Annotated in this window: 16 protein-coding genes and 1 pseudogene; 11 read left to right on the top strand and 6 right to left on the bottom strand. The window is 71.7% G+C overall.

The genetic code is table 11. From position 1 onward, the window contains the following. Nucleotides 1-18: 18 nt before the first annotated feature. Nucleotides 19-765 (bottom strand): MBL fold metallo-hydrolase, encoded by a 747-nt coding sequence (locus ACWCRD_RS17360; protein ID WP_450966677.1) that lies wholly within the window; start codon nucleotides 763-765, stop codon nucleotides 19-21. A gap of 172 nt (nucleotides 766-937) precedes the next feature. Then, nucleotides 938-1,558, bottom strand: a complete 621-nt coding sequence (locus tag ACWCRD_RS17355; RefSeq protein ID WP_450967007.1) for an alpha-ketoglutarate-dependent dioxygenase AlkB — start codon at nucleotides 1,556-1,558, stop codon at nucleotides 938-940. 128 nt (nucleotides 1,559-1,686) lie between these two features. Here ACWCRD_RS17355 and ACWCRD_RS17350 point away from each other — a divergent pair, with 128 nt between their 5' ends. The 4 genes and pseudogenes from ACWCRD_RS17350 (at nucleotide 1,687) to ACWCRD_RS17335 (ending at nucleotide 4,959) form a co-directional block, all read left to right on the top strand. Beyond that, on the top strand, nucleotides 1,687-2,313 hold the full coding sequence (locus ACWCRD_RS17350; protein ID WP_450966676.1) for a TetR/AcrR family transcriptional regulator: 627 nt from the start codon (nucleotides 1,687-1,689) through the stop codon (nucleotides 2,311-2,313). 54 nt (nucleotides 2,314-2,367) lie between these two features. Further along, complete coding sequence (locus ACWCRD_RS17345; RefSeq protein WP_450966675.1) at nucleotides 2,368-4,038, top strand: FAD-binding dehydrogenase; 1,671 nt, start codon at nucleotides 2,368-2,370, stop codon at nucleotides 4,036-4,038. A 123-nt stretch (nucleotides 4,039-4,161) separates the two neighbouring features. Beyond that, nucleotides 4,162-4,272, top strand: a pseudogene (locus ACWCRD_RS17340) (GMC family oxidoreductase N-terminal domain-containing protein); the annotation flags it as partial. 135 nt (nucleotides 4,273-4,407) lie between these two features. Next, complete coding sequence (locus ACWCRD_RS17335) at nucleotides 4,408-4,959, top strand: GMC family oxidoreductase (RefSeq protein WP_450966674.1); 552 nt, start codon at nucleotides 4,408-4,410, stop codon at nucleotides 4,957-4,959. Here ACWCRD_RS17335 and ACWCRD_RS17330 read toward each other — a convergent pair. Further along, complete coding sequence (locus ACWCRD_RS17330) at nucleotides 4,914-5,273, bottom strand: DUF488 domain-containing protein (RefSeq protein WP_450966673.1); 360 nt, start codon at nucleotides 5,271-5,273, stop codon at nucleotides 4,914-4,916. The two genes, ACWCRD_RS17335 and ACWCRD_RS17330, sit on opposite strands and share 46 nt — an antisense overlap. A 153-nt stretch (nucleotides 5,274-5,426) precedes the next feature. On the opposite strand from ACWCRD_RS17330, the gene ACWCRD_RS17325 reads away from it, so the two are divergent. Genes ACWCRD_RS17325 through ACWCRD_RS17310 form a run of 4 tightly spaced genes read left to right on the top strand, consistent with a single transcriptional unit; the run spans nucleotide 5,427 to nucleotide 10,198 of the window. Then, the gene (locus ACWCRD_RS17325; protein WP_450966672.1) at nucleotides 5,427-6,851 is read left to right on the top strand and encodes a M1 family metallopeptidase; all 1,425 of its coding nucleotides are present in this window, start codon (nucleotides 5,427-5,429) and stop codon (nucleotides 6,849-6,851) included. A 41-nt stretch (nucleotides 6,852-6,892) separates the two neighbouring features. After that, on the top strand, nucleotides 6,893-7,657 hold the full coding sequence (locus ACWCRD_RS17320) for a L,D-transpeptidase family protein (protein WP_450966671.1): 765 nt from the start codon (nucleotides 6,893-6,895) through the stop codon (nucleotides 7,655-7,657). Nucleotides 7,658-7,676: 19 nt separating this feature from the next. Further along, nucleotides 7,677-8,375, top strand: a complete 699-nt coding sequence (locus ACWCRD_RS17315; protein WP_450966670.1) for a response regulator transcription factor — start codon at nucleotides 7,677-7,679, stop codon at nucleotides 8,373-8,375. Next, nucleotides 8,372-10,198: a sensor histidine kinase gene (locus tag ACWCRD_RS17310; RefSeq protein ID WP_450966669.1), complete on the top strand. Its 1,827-nt coding sequence runs from the start codon at nucleotides 8,372-8,374 to the stop codon at nucleotides 10,196-10,198. The genes ACWCRD_RS17315 and ACWCRD_RS17310 overlap by 4 nt, the downstream gene beginning before the upstream one ends. A 16-nt stretch (nucleotides 10,199-10,214) precedes the next feature. Here ACWCRD_RS17310 and ACWCRD_RS17305 read toward each other — a convergent pair whose 3' ends face one another. Further along, the gene (locus ACWCRD_RS17305; RefSeq protein ID WP_450966668.1) at nucleotides 10,215-10,472 is read right to left on the bottom strand and encodes a WhiB family transcriptional regulator; all 258 of its coding nucleotides are present in this window, start codon (nucleotides 10,470-10,472) and stop codon (nucleotides 10,215-10,217) included. Nucleotides 10,473-10,582: 110 nt separating this feature from the next. Continuing rightward, nucleotides 10,583-11,797 (bottom strand): saccharopine dehydrogenase family protein, encoded by a 1,215-nt coding sequence (locus ACWCRD_RS17300; RefSeq protein WP_450966667.1) that lies wholly within the window; start codon nucleotides 11,795-11,797, stop codon nucleotides 10,583-10,585. A 108-nt stretch (nucleotides 11,798-11,905) separates the two neighbouring features. Between ACWCRD_RS17300 and ACWCRD_RS17295 the strand changes: the two genes are divergently transcribed. The 3 genes from ACWCRD_RS17295 (at nucleotide 11,906) to ACWCRD_RS17285 (ending at nucleotide 15,827) form a co-directional block, all read left to right on the top strand. Then, the gene (locus tag ACWCRD_RS17295; protein WP_450966666.1) at nucleotides 11,906-12,613 is read left to right on the top strand and encodes a TetR/AcrR family transcriptional regulator; all 708 of its coding nucleotides are present in this window, start codon (nucleotides 11,906-11,908) and stop codon (nucleotides 12,611-12,613) included. Nucleotides 12,614-12,712: 99 nt separating this feature from the next. Then, complete coding sequence (locus ACWCRD_RS17290; protein ID WP_450966665.1) at nucleotides 12,713-14,128, top strand: DHA2 family efflux MFS transporter permease subunit; 1,416 nt, start codon at nucleotides 12,713-12,715, stop codon at nucleotides 14,126-14,128. Between the two features lie 19 nt (nucleotides 14,129-14,147). Beyond that, nucleotides 14,148-15,827 carry an MBL fold metallo-hydrolase gene (locus ACWCRD_RS17285; protein ID WP_450966664.1) on the top strand — a complete coding sequence of 560 codons (1,680 nt, stop codon included), beginning with the start codon at nucleotides 14,148-14,150 and terminating at the stop codon, nucleotides 15,825-15,827. Here the strand turns inward: ACWCRD_RS17285 and ACWCRD_RS17280 are convergent. After that, nucleotides 15,785-16,270 carry a winged helix-turn-helix transcriptional regulator gene (locus tag ACWCRD_RS17280; protein WP_450966663.1) on the bottom strand — a complete coding sequence of 162 codons (486 nt, stop codon included), beginning with the start codon at nucleotides 16,268-16,270 and terminating at the stop codon, nucleotides 15,785-15,787. The genes ACWCRD_RS17285 and ACWCRD_RS17280 overlap by 43 nt on opposite strands. Nucleotides 16,271-16,304: the final 34 nt, after the last annotated feature.

Below are 16,304 nucleotides of genomic sequence, written 5' to 3'. Positions count from 1 at the left end.
GGTGATCGTCACCTCACCTTAGAGGGCACGCTCCTTGGCCTGAAGTGCCGCTTCACGTACTGGACCGCGGTGCACCGGACCGTGCCCCGGCAGCAGCAGCTCACCGTCCAGTGCGGCGAGGATGTCCAGCGAGGCCACGGCACGGGCCCGCTCGTGGTGGAACATGTCGGGCAGCAGCTGCGGCCCCTGGATCCGCGAGGTGGCGTGGCCGGTGGCCAGGGCGTCGCCCGAGATCAGCACCCCGGTGTCCGGCAGGTGGAAGGCCGCGTGGCCGTCGGTGTGGCCGGGCGTGTGCACCGGCACGGGGCGGCCCGGCAGGTCCAGCGGGCCCACCGCCGGAAACGGCTCCGGGGCGGCGACCGGCACATGGGCCATGCCGCCGGCGCGCAGGGTGTGCACCGACCAGGGCAGGACCCCCGGCCGCCAGCTGTTCTTCACGACCTGCCCGACGGTCACCTGCTGCAGGAACTCCCGGCGTGCGTGCGGCACTTCGGCCTCGTGCAGATACACGGGTGTGCCGTAGGTGCAGCGCAGATACTCGGCGGAGCCCAGATGGTCGTTGTGCGCGTGGGTGATCAGCACCGCCGCGACGGCCTCCGGCGCACCGCCCACCGTCTCCAGCGAGGCGAGCAACTGCTCCCGGTCTCCGAGGTAGCCGGTGTCCACCAGGGTGATCTCGTCGCCCTCGGTGAGGATCACCCAGTTGGTGTTGCTGCCGTGTACCAGGTGAATGCCGTCGGCGACTTGCCGCACGTCTGCCTGCATGATTGCCCCGCGTGGTGAGGTCCCTGACCGACGGCACAAGCAAAGCAGACCAGGACCGCACCGGAAGCGGCAGGTCCACGCCAATCTGCGGGCTCGGAGAGTGAGGGCTGCCTCCGGCACCGTCCGCCGGAGGCAGCCCCCTGCGTGCAGCCGAAGCGGCCGCCTCTCCGCCTCACTGCACGCCGTGCGGGCGGAACTGGATGCTGATGCGCGGTCCCGCGGCGCGTGTGGTCTTCGGGACGGAGTGCTCCCAGGTCCGCTGGCAGGAGCCGCCCATCACGATGAGATCGCCGTGCCCCAGCGGGCGCCGCACGCTCTCGCCGCCCCCCATCGGGCGCAGCAGCAGATCGCGGGGCGTGCCCACGGAGAGGATGGCGACCATGGTGTCCTCGCGGGCGCCCCGCCCGATCCGGTCGCCGTGCCAGGCGACACTGTCCCGCCCGTCGCGGTAGTAGCAGAGCCCGGCCGTGGTGAACGGCTCGCCCAACTCGTCGGCATAGTGCGCGGACAGGACCTCGCGCGCCTCGTCCAGTACCGGGTGCGGGAGCGCGTCGCCCGCACCGTAGAACGCGAGCAGCCGGGGTACGTCCACGACCTGGTCGTACATCGTGCGGCGCTCCGCACGCCAGGGCACCTCGGCGGCCAGCTGTTCGAACAGCGTGTCCGAGCCGCCGAGCCATCCGGGCCGGACGTCGATCCAGGCGCCGAGGCCGAGGTGCGTCCGGCGGATCCCGTCGAGGGGGGCGAGACGCAACTCGTCGGTCTGGTCGAAGAGGGAGCCCTGGAGGTGCATGTCCACAGATACAGCGTACTCCTCTATTCGAAAATCTGTTCCTATCGTGTTCGGTCGGAACGGCACCAGGCCCACCTTCCGATACATCGATGTATCGGATACATTCCTGTATTGAACGGAGGTCGAAGATGACGACGGAGCAGACGGCCCCACGTGTGACCAGGCGCCGGGTCCGCACCCGCGCCAACCTCCTCGACGCCGCCTTCGCCGTGTTCGCCGCCAAGGGCTTCGGGCGGGTCTCCATCGAGGAGGTCTGCGAGGCCGCCGGGTACAGCAGGGGAGCCTTCTACTCCAACTTCGACAGCCTGGACGAGCTGTTTTTCGCCCTCTACCAGCAGCGCGCCGACCTCATCGCGGACCAGGTCTCCGGTGCCCTCGCCCTGGACGGACCGGACCTGGACGTGCCCGCCGCGGTCGACCGCGTCACCGAGGTACTGCTCCTCGACCTGGACTGGCTGCTGGTGAAGACGGACTTCCTGGTGCACGCCGCCCGCGATCCCCAGGTCGCCGAGACCCTGCTGGAACACCGGACGCGGCTGCGGCAGGCGGTCGCCGACCGCCTCGCTCGCGCGCAGGGCCTCGCCCAACTGCCCGCCGTGCTCGGCGACATCGACGGTGCGGCGCACGCCGTGGTCGCCGCGTACGACGGCGTCACCACCCAACTGCTGCTGGACAAGGACGTCGACGGTGCCCGCCGCTGGCTCAAGCAACTGCTCACCGCGCTGCTGACCGACGGCAGCGGCACCTCCCGATGAGATCTCGAACGAGCCCCACAACCAGACCACCCAACGAGCAAAGGAACCCTCGCCATGGATGCGGACGTCATCGTCGTCGGAGCGGGCCTCGCGGGCCTGGTCGCCGCGCACGAGCTCACCAGCCGGGGCCGCAGGGTCGCGCTGGTCGACCAGGAGAACGCCGCCAACCTCGGCGGCCAGGCGTTCTGGTCCTTCGGCGGGCTGTTCCTCGTCGACTCCCCGGAGCAGCGCCGCCTGGGCATCAAGGACTCCTTCGACCTGGCCTGGAACGACTGGCAGGGCAGCGCCGGGTTCGACCGGGTCGACGACGAGGACTCCTGGGCGGTGCGCTGGGCCCGCGCCTACGTCGAGTGGGCGGCGGGCGAGAAGCGGTCCTGGCTGGACGGGCACGGCATCAAGCTGCTGCCGACGGTCGGCTGGGCCGAACGCGGCGACCTGCGGTCCGACGGGCACGGCAACTCAGTCCCCCGCTTCCATGTCACCTGGGGCACCGGCACCGGCGTGGTGGAGCCATTCGTCGACCACGCCAAGCAGGCCGCCCGCGACGGCCTGCTGACCTTCTACCACCGCCACCAGGTCGACGAGCTGGTGATCGAGGAAGGCGCCGCCCGCGGAGTGCGCGGCACCGTACTCGCCGAAGACCGCTCGCCCCGGGGCGTGGCCTCCAACCGTGACCGCATCGGCGACTTCGAACTCACCGCCCAGGCCGTCGTCGTCACCACCGGCGGCATCGGCGCCAACCACGACATCGTCCGCCGCTACTGGCCCGAGCGCCTCGGCACCCCGCCCACCGAGATGGTCACCGGCGTCCCCGCGTACGTCGACGGCCGCATGCTCGACATCAGCGCCGAGGCCGGCGTCCGCCTGGTCAACCGCGACCGCATGTGGCACTACACCGAGGGCCTGCAGAACTGGGACCCGATCTGGCCCGGCCACGGCATCCGCATCCTGCCCGGCCCGTCCTCCCTCTGGTTCGACGCCCTCGGCCGCCGACTGCCCGACCCCTGCCTGCCGGGCTACGACACCCTCGGCACCCTCAAGTACCTGCGCACCACCCCGGACATCGCGGACCACGACCACTCCTGGTTCATCCTCACCCAGAAGATCATCGAGAAGGAGTTCGCACTGTCGGGCTCCGAGCAGAACCCTGACATCACCGCCAAGGACAAGGGCGCGGTCCTGAAGAACCGCCTGGGCAAGGGCGCCCCGGCCCCGGTCGACGCGTTCCTGCGCAAGGGCGCCGACTTCGTGACCGCACCCACCCTGGAACAACTCGTCACGAAGATGAACGAGTTGACGGACAAGCCGCTGCTCGACGCGGACGTCCTGCGCCGCCAGATCGAGGCACGCGACCTGCAGATCGCCAACCCCTACAGCAAGGACTCCCAGATCCAGGGCATCCGCAACGCCCGCCGCTACATCGGCGACCGCCTCGGCCGCGTCGCCACCCCGCACCGCATCCTCGACCCGGCGGCCGGCCCGCTCATCGGCGTCAAGCTGCACGTCCTCACCCGCAAGACGCTCGGCGGCATCCAGACCGACCTCGACTCCCGCGCCCTGGGCGCCGACGGCAACCCGATCGACGGTCTCTACGCGGCCGGCGAGGTGGCGGGCTTCGGCGGCGGAGGCGTGCACGGCTACAACGCGCTGGAGGGCACCTTCCTCGGCGGCTGCCTCTTCTCCGGGCGGGCAGCCGGCCGGGCGGCGGCGAAGCAGACCGCCTGAGCGACGGACGGCAGGGGCGGTCGGAGCACGAACTGGCCGCCCCTGTCGCGTCCTTGCGTGAACCGCCCGCCGCTGCAAGGGGATTGACCCACGGACACCTCCCGCCGGGCGGACGGCAGCGAACTGGAGATCCTCAGCCCCCTCGTCGTCACGGCCGCGGGCGCCCTGCAGACCCCGCCGCTGCTGCGCCGCAGCGGCCTGGGCGGGCATCCCCGCCTGGGCCGCAACCTCAGCGTCCACCCGGCCACCAGCGTCGCCGGCCGCTTCACGGAACCGGTCACGTCCTGGGAAGGCGTCCTGCAGAGCACCGGCGTCGAGGAGTTGCACGACCGCGGGATCCTGATCGAGGCGACCGCGAGCCCGCCCGGCATGAGCAGCTTCGTCCTCCCCGGCCTCGGGCGCGCGCTGCGCCGTGAACTGGAAGGGGCCGACCGGCTGGCCATCCTCGGCGCCATGATCGCCGACCGGCCCTCGGGACGGGTTCTCGGCCGCGACCGCACCCTCGTCCGCTACCGCCTGGACCCCCGTGACGGCGCCCGGCTGATGACGGCCGTACGCGCCATGGGCCGTGTCCTCTTCGCCGCCGGGGCCGTGGAGGTGCTCACCGGCATCCCACGGGCGCCCCGCGCCCGCACCCTCCCGGAACTCGACGCGCTGCTCACCGGGATCACCCCGTGCGACCTGCACCTGTCGGCCTTCCACCCGGCCGGCACGGTCGCCGCGGGCAGCGAGCCCGAGCGGGCGCCGGCCGATGCCGAGGGCCGGCTGCGGGGCGTCGACGGTGTTGTGGTCACCGATGCCTCCGCCCTGCCGGGCTGCCCGGAGGTGAACCCGCAACTGAGCATCATGGCGGCCGCCCTGGCCGTCACCGAGACCTACCTCGAACGCGAACCCAGCAGCCGGAGCAGCACCTCGGCATGACTGTGCTCGGGCTCCTTGGACGCGGTCAGCAGCGTCACGGGCCCCTTGTCCACCAACTCCCGGACGTGTTCGAGCAGTTCGGCCGCATCCGGGGCGTCCAGCTCCGCCTCGTAACGGTCGGCGAACTCCTCGTAGGACCCCTCGCCCGCGTGATACCAGCGGCGCAGTTCGGTCGACGGGGTGAGGGCCTTGGGCCACTCGTCCACGTGCGCGGCGTCCTTGGACAGTCCGCGCGGCCACAGCCGGTCGACCAGGACGCGTACACCGTCGTCCGGCTCGGGCGGTTCGTAGACGCGACGCACGCGAACGCTCACGATCGGGTCCTTTCTGGGTGGCGGGTGACCTTGAGCGTAGTGCGCGGGCGTCGAGTGACGTCGTATCACTTGACCTGATCGAGAAGGAAACCGGGCCGGGCTGCCCATAACCTGGGATTCGTATGATCATCGGCCACCCCCCCAGGAGCGCATGTGAGGCAGTCCAGCCGTCACGCCGTCAGACCCACCACCGTCCTTCGCCGCGAGGCCCTGACCGCGACCGTCCCGGTCGCCCTCGCGGCACTGCTCGCCGCCGCCGGACCCGCGACCGCCGGCACCGGTGGCGCATCGGGTGTCGGTGACCCTTACTTCCCGCTCGCCGGCGACGGCGGCTACCACGTCGACCACTACGACCTGACCCTGCGTTACGACCCGACGAGCCGTCACCTCGGCGGTGCCGCAGTCCTCACGGCCCGCGCCACCCAGGACCTGACCCGTTTCGACCTCGACCTCAAGGGGCTGAAGGTCACCGGCCTGACCGTCGACCACGCCCGGGCGCAGTACCGCCGCGACGGCCAGGAACTCGTCGTCACCCCGCGCCGCACCCTGCACAAGGGCGAGGAGTTCCGCGTCGGTGTCACCTACAGCGGCATCCCCGAGCAGGTCACCGACCCCGACGGCTCGGCCGACGGCTGGATACGGACCGACGACGGCGCCTTCGTCGCCGGGGAGCCTCAGGGCGCCATGACCTGGTTCCCGGCGAACAACCACCCCAAGGACAAGTCCTCTTACGACATCACGGTCACCGTCCCCGAGGGCCGCGCCGCCGTGGCCAACGGCGTCCTGGTCGGGCAGCGGACCGCGCACGGGCAGACCACCTTCCACTGGCGCCAGATCGAACCCATGGCCGCCTACCTCGCCACGGCGACGATCGGAAAGTTCAAGGTCGAGCAGTACACCACGCGCGACGGCATCCGCGTCTACAACGCCGTCGACCCGCGCGAGGCGTCCCAGGCGGCCCCCGTCCTGAAGAAGCTGCCGTCCGTCCTGGAATGGGAGAGCAAGCTCTTCGGGTTCTACCCGTTCCGCAACGCCGGGTCGATCGTGGACCACGCGCCGGACGTCGGATACGCGCTGGAGACCCAGTCGCGCCCGCTGTACGACTCGGCGCCGGACCTGAGCACCCTCGTCCACGAGAGCGCCCACCAGTGGTTCGGCGACTCCGTGTCGCTGACCTCCTGGAAGGACATCTGGCTCAACGAGGGCTTCGCGACCTACGCGGAGTGGCTCTACAGCGAGCAGCACGGCGGCGACAGCGCCCAGAAGACCTTCGACGGCCTCTACCACCACCCGGCGAGCGACCACCTGTGGGCGTTCCCGCCCGGCGACCCCGGCAGCGGCAAGAACATCTTCGACACTCCCGTCTACGACCGCGGCGCCATGGCCCTGCACGAACTGCGCACCGCCGTCGGCGACCGCACCTTCTTCGGCATCCTGCGGGCCTGGGCGGCCGAACACCGCGACGGGCACGGGACGACCGCACAGTTCATCCGCCTCGCGGAGCGGAAATCCGGCAAGGACCTCAACCATTTGTTCACCACGTGGCTGTACAGTCCCGGGAAGCCGAACGAAGCCTAGAACCTGACGAGTTCCTCACATGTGTCGGTCACAGTCGACCCGTGATCATGAATAGACCCCGTGTCGCCCTGCTCGCCGCGTCCCTGCTCCTCACGGGATGCGGCGGCGGGGCAGTGGCGTCGCCGGGCCACCCGTCCGGCGCCCCCACGGCCACGACGAGCACACCGGACGTCGCCGCCCTCGCTCCGCCCTCGCCGGAGATGTCCGTCCAGGCCGCCCCGTTGCGCCTGCCGGGCCTGGGGCCGAGGACACTGGCCGCGATCCCCGCCGACGCCCGCCAGGCAGTCGTGGTCACCGGACGAGACAGGAACTCCCCGCTGTCCACGGTCGTGCTGTACGAGCGCACCGCGGCCGGCTGGCAGGCGGGCGAGAGCTGGCCCGCGCACAACGCGCTCAAGGGCTGGTCCGAGCACCACACGGGCGGCGACCTGCGCTCGCCCATCGGCGTGTACGGCCTCACCGACGCCGGCGGGCTCCTCGTCGATCCCGGCACCCGGCTGCCCTACCACCGCTCCGGCGCCTTCACCTCACCCGGCACGGGCTTCGAGGGCGAACCCCTCGCCGGCTCCTTCGACTACGTGATCGCCATCAACTACAACCGCAAGCCCGGTGCGTCGCCCCTCGACTGGACCCGGCCCCTCGGCGCGGGCCGCGGCGGCGGCATATGGTTCCACGTCGACCACGGCGGCCCCACCCACGGCTGCGTCAGCGTCTCGGAGCAGCACATGAAGGAGCTGCTGCGCACGCTCGACCCCGGCCTCCACCCCGTCGTCGTCATGGGCGACGCGAAGTCCCTCGCCCGCTGAAGCGCCCAGGAGCCGCCGCGTGTGCGCACATGTGCTGGTCGCAGAGGACGACGAGATGCAGGCCGAACTCATACGCCGCTCCCTGCTGGCGGAGGGTCACTCGGCCACGGTGGTCCATGACGGCGCGGCCGCCCTGGACGCCGCCCGCCGGCTCAGACCCGACCTCGTGGTCCTCGACCTGATGCTGCCCGTGGTCGACGGCTTCGGCGTGTGCCGGGTGCTGCGCGGCGGCGAGGAGGACATACCGGTGCTCATGCTGACCGCACGGTCCGAGGAGGACGACGTCCTGCTCGGCCTGGAACTGGGCGCCGACGACTACATGACCAAGCCGTACAGCCCGCGCGAGCTGATGGCCCGCATCCGTACCGTGCTGCGGCGCAGCGGCCGGACGGCAGGCGTGCGGGAGGATCCCGTCGTACGGGCTGCCGGGCTGACCGTCGATCCGGAACGGCACGAGGTGCGCTGCGACGACGTACCCGTGGAGTGCACACCGGCCGAGTTCCAGATCCTTCTCGCCATGGCGGCGGAGCCCGAAAGGGTCTTCACGCGGCGCCAGTTGCTGCAGTGCACCCGCGGTTTCGACCGGGCCTCCACCGAGCGGGCCGTCGACGTCCACATCATGAACCTGCGCAAGAAGATCGAGACCGACCCGCGCCGGCCGGTGCGGCTGCTGACCGTGTTCGGGGTCGGCTACAAGCTCAGCGGCGGCCGTCCGTGAAGCGCCGCATACCGCTGCGCAAGCGGCTGCTGGTGCGCCTGCTGATCGCGTCGGTGCTGATCGCCGTGTGCTCGGTGGCGGCGACGGCCTGGCTGGCGGTGGAGACCACCACCCGCGCCCTGCGTGAGGAACAGGGCCAGGACCTCGCCGACGACATGCGGATCCTCGCGGAACTCAGCGGCTATGCGGCAACGCACCCCGACTGGAAGGGCGTCGGGGCCACCGTCCGCTCCCTGGCCGCCACCATGGGCCGGCGCATCGCCCTGACCACCGCCGACCGCACCCTCATCGCCGACTCGGCGCGTACGGGCACCTCCCTGCCCCTCGGCGCCGCCGCGACCGTCGACCCCCTGCACACCGACACCTACACCGAGACCGGCGCCCAGCTCAGCGGGATCGACCCCCGAGCCGTGGGCCCCTACCGGCTCACGGCGAAAGAGCGCGCACAACTGGACGCGATGGCCGAGAAACAGCGGACGTGCTACCGCCGGTTCGGCGTCGAGACCAAGGTCGAGCACAGCCCGAGCGGCCGCCCCACGATCGTCAACTCCGACGGCTCCGCGGCCCCCGACTATCTGACCGAGGACTGCGGCTACGGGCTGTTCAGCGACCCCACAGGCACCGAGAAGAAGGCGCTCGACGACCTGACCCGGGGCGCCCGCGCCTGTCTGCAGCAACACGGCCTCGAGCTCGGCAGGCCGCTCTACCTCATGCTCAACCCCACCGGCAAGGCCCCCGTGAGCCGGTACGCCATCGCCAAGTTCGCCAAGGAGGGCGACACGAAGGCGATGCAGACGGCGCAGAGCTGCACCGACGACGCCCTGCGTGCCCAACTCGACCCGTATGTCGCCCCCGTGGCCGAGCTCTACCTCGGCGGCGACGACACCACCCCGCCCCGTTTCGACATGTCCCCGGCCAACAAAGCCAAGATCGTCGGGGCCGCGGGTCTCGTCCTCGCCGTCACCCTCGCCGTCACGGCCGTCGTCGCCACCCGGCTCGTACGGCCCCTGCGGGCGCTGACCGAGGCGGCGCAGCAGCCGCCGGACCGGCATGTGCGGGTGCCGGTGACCACGCGGGACGAGACCGGCATCCTCGCCGAGGCGTTCAACGACCTCACCGAGCGGCGCGCACGTCTGGAGGCCCAGCGCAAGGCGATGGTCAGCGACATCGCGCACGAACTGCGCAGCCCGCTGACCAACATCCGCGGCTGGCTTGAGGTCACCCGCGACGGCGTCGTCGACGCGGATCCCGCGCTGCTCGGCTCACTGCACGAGGAGGCTCTGGTGCTGCAGCGCATCATCGACGACCTCCAGGACCTCGCGGCCGCCGACGCGGGCACCCTGCGCCTGCACCGCGAACCGGTCCGCGCCGACGACCTGCTGGACCAGGTCGCGGCCGCCCACCGCGTCGCCGCCGACGCCGCCGGCGTCACCGTACGCACCGAACAGGACGGCAGCCCGTGGCTCGACGCGGATCCGGTGCGCATGCGGCAGGCGCTGGGCAACCTCGTCTCCAACGCGCTGCGGCACACGCCCCCCGACGGCACCGTCACCCTGGCCGCCCGCCGCGACGGTGAAGAGGTCGTCTTCACGGTGACCGACACCGGCACGGGGATCGCGCCGGAGGATCTGCCGCACGTGTTCGACCGGTTCTGGCGTGCCGAGAAGTCCCGCAGCCGCCGCACCGGCGGCAGCGGGCTCGGCCTGCCGATCGTCCGTCATCTGGTCGCCGCACACGGCGGAACGGCCGTCGCCGCGTGCGAGCCGGGCGCAGGCGCGGTGTTCACCCTGCGACTGCCGGGCGCCCCAACTCCGAAGAGCTGAGGCGCCCGGACAGGCCCTAACCGTTGCGCGCGGCCGCGCGCCGGCGCCGCCTGCGCTGCATGGCGTGCCGTTCCGTCTCACCGGTGCCGCCCCACACGCCCAGGATCTCGCCGTGGGCCAGCGCCCATTCAAGGCACTGCTCCCGGACCGGGCAGCGGGCGCACACCGCCTTTGCCTTCTCGGTCTGCAACAACGCGGGGCCTGAGGTGCCGATCGGGAAGAACAGCTCGGGGTCCTCGTTACGGCACGCGGCCTGGTCTCGCCAGTCGTCCATGAAATGTCACCTGCGATCGAAGTCGTACGTGCCCTCGCGAATGGCTTACTCGGTTTCGAGTCACCTGTCGATGCGCGAGTGAAACGACAAAAGTCGCGCAGATACGGTGCTCATTGCTCGCGCATGCCCCACGGGGAGCCGTAGGCGGTCAGCAGATCCAGGAACGGGCGGGCCTCGAACGCCTCCGGGCCGAGGACGCCCGAGCCGGACCAGGCGCCGGTGGCAAGGAGTTCGAGCGCCACGACCGGGTTGACGGCGGTCTGCCACACCACCGCCTGGCTGCCGTACTCCGCCACGGACCACTGGTTGTCGACCACGTGGTACAGGTACACCTCGCGCGGAGCACCGTCCTTGACGCCGCGCACCCAGGTGCCCGCACAGGTCTTGCCGTGCATCCGCTCGCCCAGCGTCGCCGGATCGGGCAGGCACGCGGCGACGACGTCCCGGGGCGAGACGCAGACCGGTCCGGCGGCGCTCGGCACGGTCACCGGCGCGGTGCGGTCCAGGCCCAGCAGGTGCAGCGTCTTCAGCGTCTCGATGAACTCTTGGCCCAGCCCGTACTTGAAGGTGACCCGGCGCGCGTCCACCCAGCGCGGGACGAGCAGCACCTCCTCGTGCTCCACGTTCACGCACTCCACGGGACCGATGCCCTCGGGGAAGTCGAACACCTCGGGCTCGCTGAACGGCTCGGTGGTGAACCAGCCGCGCCCGGCCTCGTAGACCACCGGCGGGTTGAGGCACTCCTCGATGGTGGTCCAGATGCTGAAGGACGGGGCGAAGTCGTAGCCGTCGACGGTGAGGTTCGCGCCGTCGCGGACGCCGATCTCCTCGATCTCGTCGAAGAGTTCGTCGGCGGCGTACCGGGCGAAGACGTCCGACAGACCGGGCTCCACGCCCATGCCGACCAGGGCCAGCGCGCCCGCCTTCGCCCACTCCTCCGCCTGCGCGAACTGGTCGTCGCCGAGCTTGACCCCGCACTCCGCGTACGGTCGCTCGGGGTGCGGGTGCGAGAGGGCCATCGCCATGTCGAGGTAGGTGGCTCCGGCGGCGCGCGCCGCGCGGAACAGCGGCATCACGAAGCGCGGGTCGGTGGCGTTGAGGAGGACGTCGCAGCCGTGCCGGCGCAGCAGCTCCGCCACGGCCGACTCGTCGCTCGCGTCGACGCGCTGGGCGCCGAAGCGACCGTCGTCCAGGGCCGCGACCGCCGCCTCGGCCCGTGCCGGGTCGTAGTCGGCCACCACCATCGCCTCGAAGAACGAGCGGCGGGCGGCGATCCGGGTGATGGCGGTGCCGACACCGCCGGCTCCCACGAGCAGGACACGCATGACAGATCTCCCTGTCGGAGGGTTGATGACGAGGGGCCCCGCCGGAGATACAACGCTGTGGGTTCACATAAGGTCAATGGCGTTGGCATAAGGCCTGGGGAGGTTGTCATGCCCAAACCGGTGGTGCCCGAAGAGAAGCGGCGCAGACGGCGGCCGACCAAGAGCGGCACGGTCCTGTCGGAGCGGCTGATCGTCGAGACCGCGCTGCGGATGCTGCGCGAACACGGCAGCGCGGGCCTCACCGCCCGCCGCCTGGGCCTCGCGCTGGACGCCGACCCGAGCACCCTCTACCGCTACTTCCGCGGCATGGACGAGCTCACCCTCGCGATCGGCGACGCGCTCATCGGCCAGGCCCTCGACGGCTGGCGCCCCACGGGGGAGTGGCGGGCGGACCTGCGCGCGGTCGGCCTGCGCATCCACGCCGCCTGTCTCGCCCACCCGCAGGCCGCGGTGCTGACCACCAGCCGCGTCACCGGCCGGGCCAACGAACTGGCCGCCGACGAGGCCGTGCTGGACGTCCTGCGTACCGCTGGATTCCCGCTGCCGGACACGGTGCGCATCTACCACGCCTTCATCGACCAGACCCTGGCCTTCGCCGCCCTCGACGCCGCCTCCCTCGCCCTGCCCAGCGCGGCCCTGCGAGCCGACGAGGACATGTGGCGCTCGACGTACGCCCGGCTGCCCCGCACCACCCACCCGCGGATCGCCGAGGCGGCGCCCCTGCTGGCGGCCCGCATGGCCGACAGCGCCTATCCGACGGCACTGGAGATGCTGCTGGACAGCGCGGAGGCACAGTTGGCGGCACTCGGGGCCTGACGTGATCCGCCCGCTCGATTGCTTGATGCAAGTCACGGCTCTATAGTCGGTCGAGTCGATTGCATCAAACAATCGACCGCTCGGTGCCGGAGGCGGAACATGGAGCGTCGCTGGAAGGTCCTCGTCGTCACCTCGGCCGTGGTCTTCATGGCCCTGCTGGACGTCACCATCGTGAACATCGCGTTCACCGACCTCGGGCGGTCGTTCCCGCGCGACTCCCTCGCCGACCTGTCGTGGGTGCTGAACGGATACAGCGTGGTGTTCGCCGCCGCCCTCGTACCGGCAGGCCGCCTGGCCGACCGGTACGGACGCCGGCGGCTCTTCCTCGCCGGGCTGCTGCTGTTCCTTGCCGCGTCCGTGGCGAGCGGCCTGGCCGCATCGGTGCCGGTCCTCGTCGCGGCCCGGGTCGTGCAGGCACTGGGCGCCGCGACCGTGCTGCCGACCTCGCTGAGCCTGACGCTGCCGGAGTTCCCGCCCGAGCGGCGCGGCACCGCGATCGCCCTGTCGACGGCCGCGGGCGCGGTCGCCGCCGGAGTGGGGCCGTCGCTCGGCGGACTGCTGGTGGACTGGCAGGGCTGGCGTGCGGTGTTCTTCGTCAACCTCGTCATCGGCCTGCCCGCGCTCATGGCGGCCGCACGGCTGCTGCGCGAGAGCCGCGACGAGCGGGCGCAGGGCGTTCCCGACGCCCTCGGCGCCCTGCTGCTGGTCGGCGCCGTGGGCGGCCTCGCACTGGGCATCGTCAAGGGCGCGGACTGGGGCTGGAGTTCGGGCGGAGTGCTCGCCGCCTTCGGGACCGCCGCCGTACTGCTGCTGCTGTTCGTCCTGCGGTCCGTCGCCCACGCCACACCGGTGGCCGACCTCGGTCTGTTCCGTCTCCGTTCCTTCACCGTGGCCACCCTCGGCACGTTCGACTTCGGCGCGGGGTTCTTCGCCTCGCTGCTGTGCAACGTGCTGTTTTTGACCACCGTGTGGCACTGGCCGGTGCTGCGCGCCGGAGCCGCGGTCACACCGGGACCCGTGATGGCCGCCCTCGTGGCCCCCCTGGCCGGCCGGCTCACGGACCGCTACGGACCGCGCGCCGCCGCCGTGCCGGGCACCCTCCTCTTCGGTACCGGCCCGCTGCTGCCGGCCCTGACCGCCACGGCCCAACCGCAGTACTGGACGGTTCTGTTCCCGGCGGCGGCCATCACCGGCGTCGGAGTCGGCCTGTCCCTGCCCGCGCTCGGCGGCGCCGCCGTCCTGGAACTGCCGCCGCCGAGCCTGACCACAGGCATCGGCATGACCTCCGCCCTGCGTCAACTGGGCGCCGTGGTAGGCGTCGCGGCCCTGGTCGCCCTCCTCGGCACGCCCGGACCTCAGGCCCTCGGCGGCTTCCGCCACGCCTGGCTCATGATCACCGGCGCGGGCTGGCTCGCCGCCGTTCTCTCGCTGGCCCTGGGCCGTGTCCGGGCACCTCGCCCGGAGGCCGACAAGACCGGGGGACAGCGGCTCACGCCACTCAAGGAAGCACCATGACGTCACAGAAGGAGAGGCCATGAAGGAGACCGACGCCCTGCGCCGTGCAGCGCGCTGGCCCGGCGTCCCCGACCGGGTGACTGCCGTGCTCGCCCAGCAGCTGCTCGCGGCCCGCCAATTCCGCGAAGGCCACGACTACTTCACCGCCCTCAGCGCCGAACGTCCAGAATCGGCGCTGCTGGAAAGCCTGGCGGGAGTCTTCCAGGCCCGCCTCGACGGACCGGACGAGAAGGCGATCGCCCGGCTCGACGCGGCCGCCGAACGCGGGCTCGGGCTGCCCCAGTACTTCAGGGGAACCGCACTGGCGGGCCTCCCGGACTGCGCGGGCCGGGCCGAGACGGTGATCGCCGACCTGGAGTTCGTGCTCGCGGTGCGGGACCGGTTCCCGGCCGGGTTCCTGCGCTCCGTGCACGCGGCCCTGGCCCGTGCCTACGCCTGCCAGGGCCGTACGGAGGAAGCCCGGGCCGCGCGCGAGCGCCTCGGACACGCCCCCGGCCTGTCACTCGTCACGGACTACCTGGTCAGCGCCGAGGAGGGCCTGCGGATGACCGCTCCACGGCTGGTGGAAATGGCCCCGGGCGTGCACGTCGCCCAGGGCCACGACCTCGCCGACTTCGCGTTCGTCCGCACGGACGACGGCATCGTGGCGATCGACGCGGCGAGCCACCCCCGGCACGTGGAGGCGGCCCTGCGCGATCTGCGGGCCGTCACCCGCGCACCGATCACCCATGTGATCCTCACCCACGCACACTTCGACCACATCGGCGGCCTGGAAGCACTCGTCGGCCCCGGAACCCAGGTCGTCGCTCAAACCGCCTTCCCCGAAGAACTCGCGCTGCAGGCCGTGAGCCCGCCGCCCTTCCCGGCCCTCCTGCCGGACGGCCAGGAGCACCGTCCGCACGTCGTCCCGGACCGGCTCGTCGAACGGCCCGAGGCCCTGACCGTAGGCGGGCGGAGGTTCACGCTCATCCCCGTCGCCGGAGGCGAGACCCGCGACGGCCTTCTCGTCCAACTGCCGGACGAGGACGTGGTCTTCGTCGGCGACATGTGCATGCCCTACCTCGGCGCGCCGTTCTTCGCCGAAGGATCGGCCGAGGGGCTGTTCGACGCACTGCAGACGGTCCAGGACCTGCGCCCCCGGCTGCTGGTCCACGGCCACCCGCCGCTGACCGAGAATTTCACCGTCGAGGCGCTGCCCGGCCTGCTCGCCGCCCTGCGGGACCTGCATGCCGTCGTCGCGGACGACATCGTCGCGGGCCGGTCGCTGACCGAGGTGCTGGACCGCGACCACCTTCCCGAGGTGCTGCGTGGGCATCCGGCCGCGATCCTCCCGTACCTGATCATGCGCGAGGGCTTCGTCCAGCGCGTCCACGACCAGCGGACCGGCTACTGGAAGGCGGACGGGGACGGGGTGGACCCCGTCGGCCGCACGCAGTGGGCCGCAGCGCTGGACCTGCTGGCCGGCGGCCGGGCCGAGGCGTTCGCCGCGGCGGGTGAGCAACTGCTGGCGCGCGGGGAACCGGCCGTGGCGCTCAGGATCGTCGACTGCGCCCTGCTGAGCCACCCGGACGACCCGTCGCTCGCCGAGTTGCGCGGACGGGTCCTGCACGCTCTCGTCGAACGGCACCAGCTCTTCAGCCCGTTCAGGTTCGCCTACTACGCGGGGCTCGCGGGACTGACCGTGGAATCCGCGGGCTGAGCACCGGGCCCGGGCCGCATGTCGCAGTCGTACGGCCCCAGCGGCTTCCCGCAGGCGGAGCAGGTGAGCCCGGGCCGCAGCCGGCCGCCGCAGCCGCGGTGCACGACTACCAGCGGCGGCCCCTGCGGCGCCCGGTGCCCGTCTCCCCACAGCAGCAGGGACATGATCACCGGCCACAGATCCAGGCCGGCCGGGGTCACCACGTACTCGTACCGCTCCGGGCGCGTCTGATAGAGCCGCCGCTCGAGAATCCCGGCCTCGCAGAGCTTGCCCAGCCGGTCGGACAGCACGTTGTGCGCGATGCCGAGACCTCCGCGGAAGTCCTCGAACCTCCGCGTGCCGCGCAGCGCGTCCCGCACGATCAGCAACGTCCAGCGCTCACCCACCACTTCGAGCGACCGGGCGATCGAGCAGACCTGACCTTCGTATGTACGAGGAAGCACGCCACCATCGTACGTCGATTGCATCACGCAAGTC

The sequence above is a fragment of the Streptomyces sp. NPDC002092 genome (assembly GCF_053593775.1).
Note: the sequence above shows the minus strand (reverse complement) of the source record. Positions and strands in the feature narration are given on the sequence as shown.

Excerpts from the sequence above, each read along its gene's own strand:
- ACWCRD_RS17345 (WP_450966675.1), top strand. The coding sequence starts at position 2,368 with ATGGATGCGGACGTCATCGTCGTCGGAGCGGGCCTCGCGGGCCTGGTC.
- ACWCRD_RS17360 (WP_450966677.1), bottom strand. The coding sequence starts at position 765 with ATGCAGGCAGACGTGCGGCAAGTCGCCGACGGCATTCACCTGGTACAC.
- ACWCRD_RS17285 (WP_450966664.1), top strand. The coding sequence starts at position 14,148 with ATGAAGGAGACCGACGCCCTGCGCCGTGCAGCGCGCTGGCCCGGCGTC.
- ACWCRD_RS17295 (WP_450966666.1), top strand. The coding sequence starts at position 11,906 with ATGCCCAAACCGGTGGTGCCCGAAGAGAAGCGGCGCAGACGGCGGCCG.
- ACWCRD_RS17300 (WP_450966667.1), bottom strand. The coding sequence starts at position 11,797 with ATGCGTGTCCTGCTCGTGGGAGCCGGCGGTGTCGGCACCGCCATCACC.
- ACWCRD_RS17335 (WP_450966674.1), top strand. The coding sequence starts at position 4,408 with ATGAGCAGCTTCGTCCTCCCCGGCCTCGGGCGCGCGCTGCGCCGTGAA.
- ACWCRD_RS17305 (WP_450966668.1), bottom strand. The coding sequence starts at position 10,472 with ATGGACGACTGGCGAGACCAGGCCGCGTGCCGTAACGAGGACCCCGAG.
- ACWCRD_RS17355 (WP_450967007.1), bottom strand. The coding sequence starts at position 1,558 with ATGCACCTCCAGGGCTCCCTCTTCGACCAGACCGACGAGTTGCGTCTC.
- ACWCRD_RS17350 (WP_450966676.1), top strand. The coding sequence starts at position 1,687 with ATGACGACGGAGCAGACGGCCCCACGTGTGACCAGGCGCCGGGTCCGC.
- ACWCRD_RS17290 (WP_450966665.1), top strand. The coding sequence starts at position 12,713 with ATGGAGCGTCGCTGGAAGGTCCTCGTCGTCACCTCGGCCGTGGTCTTC.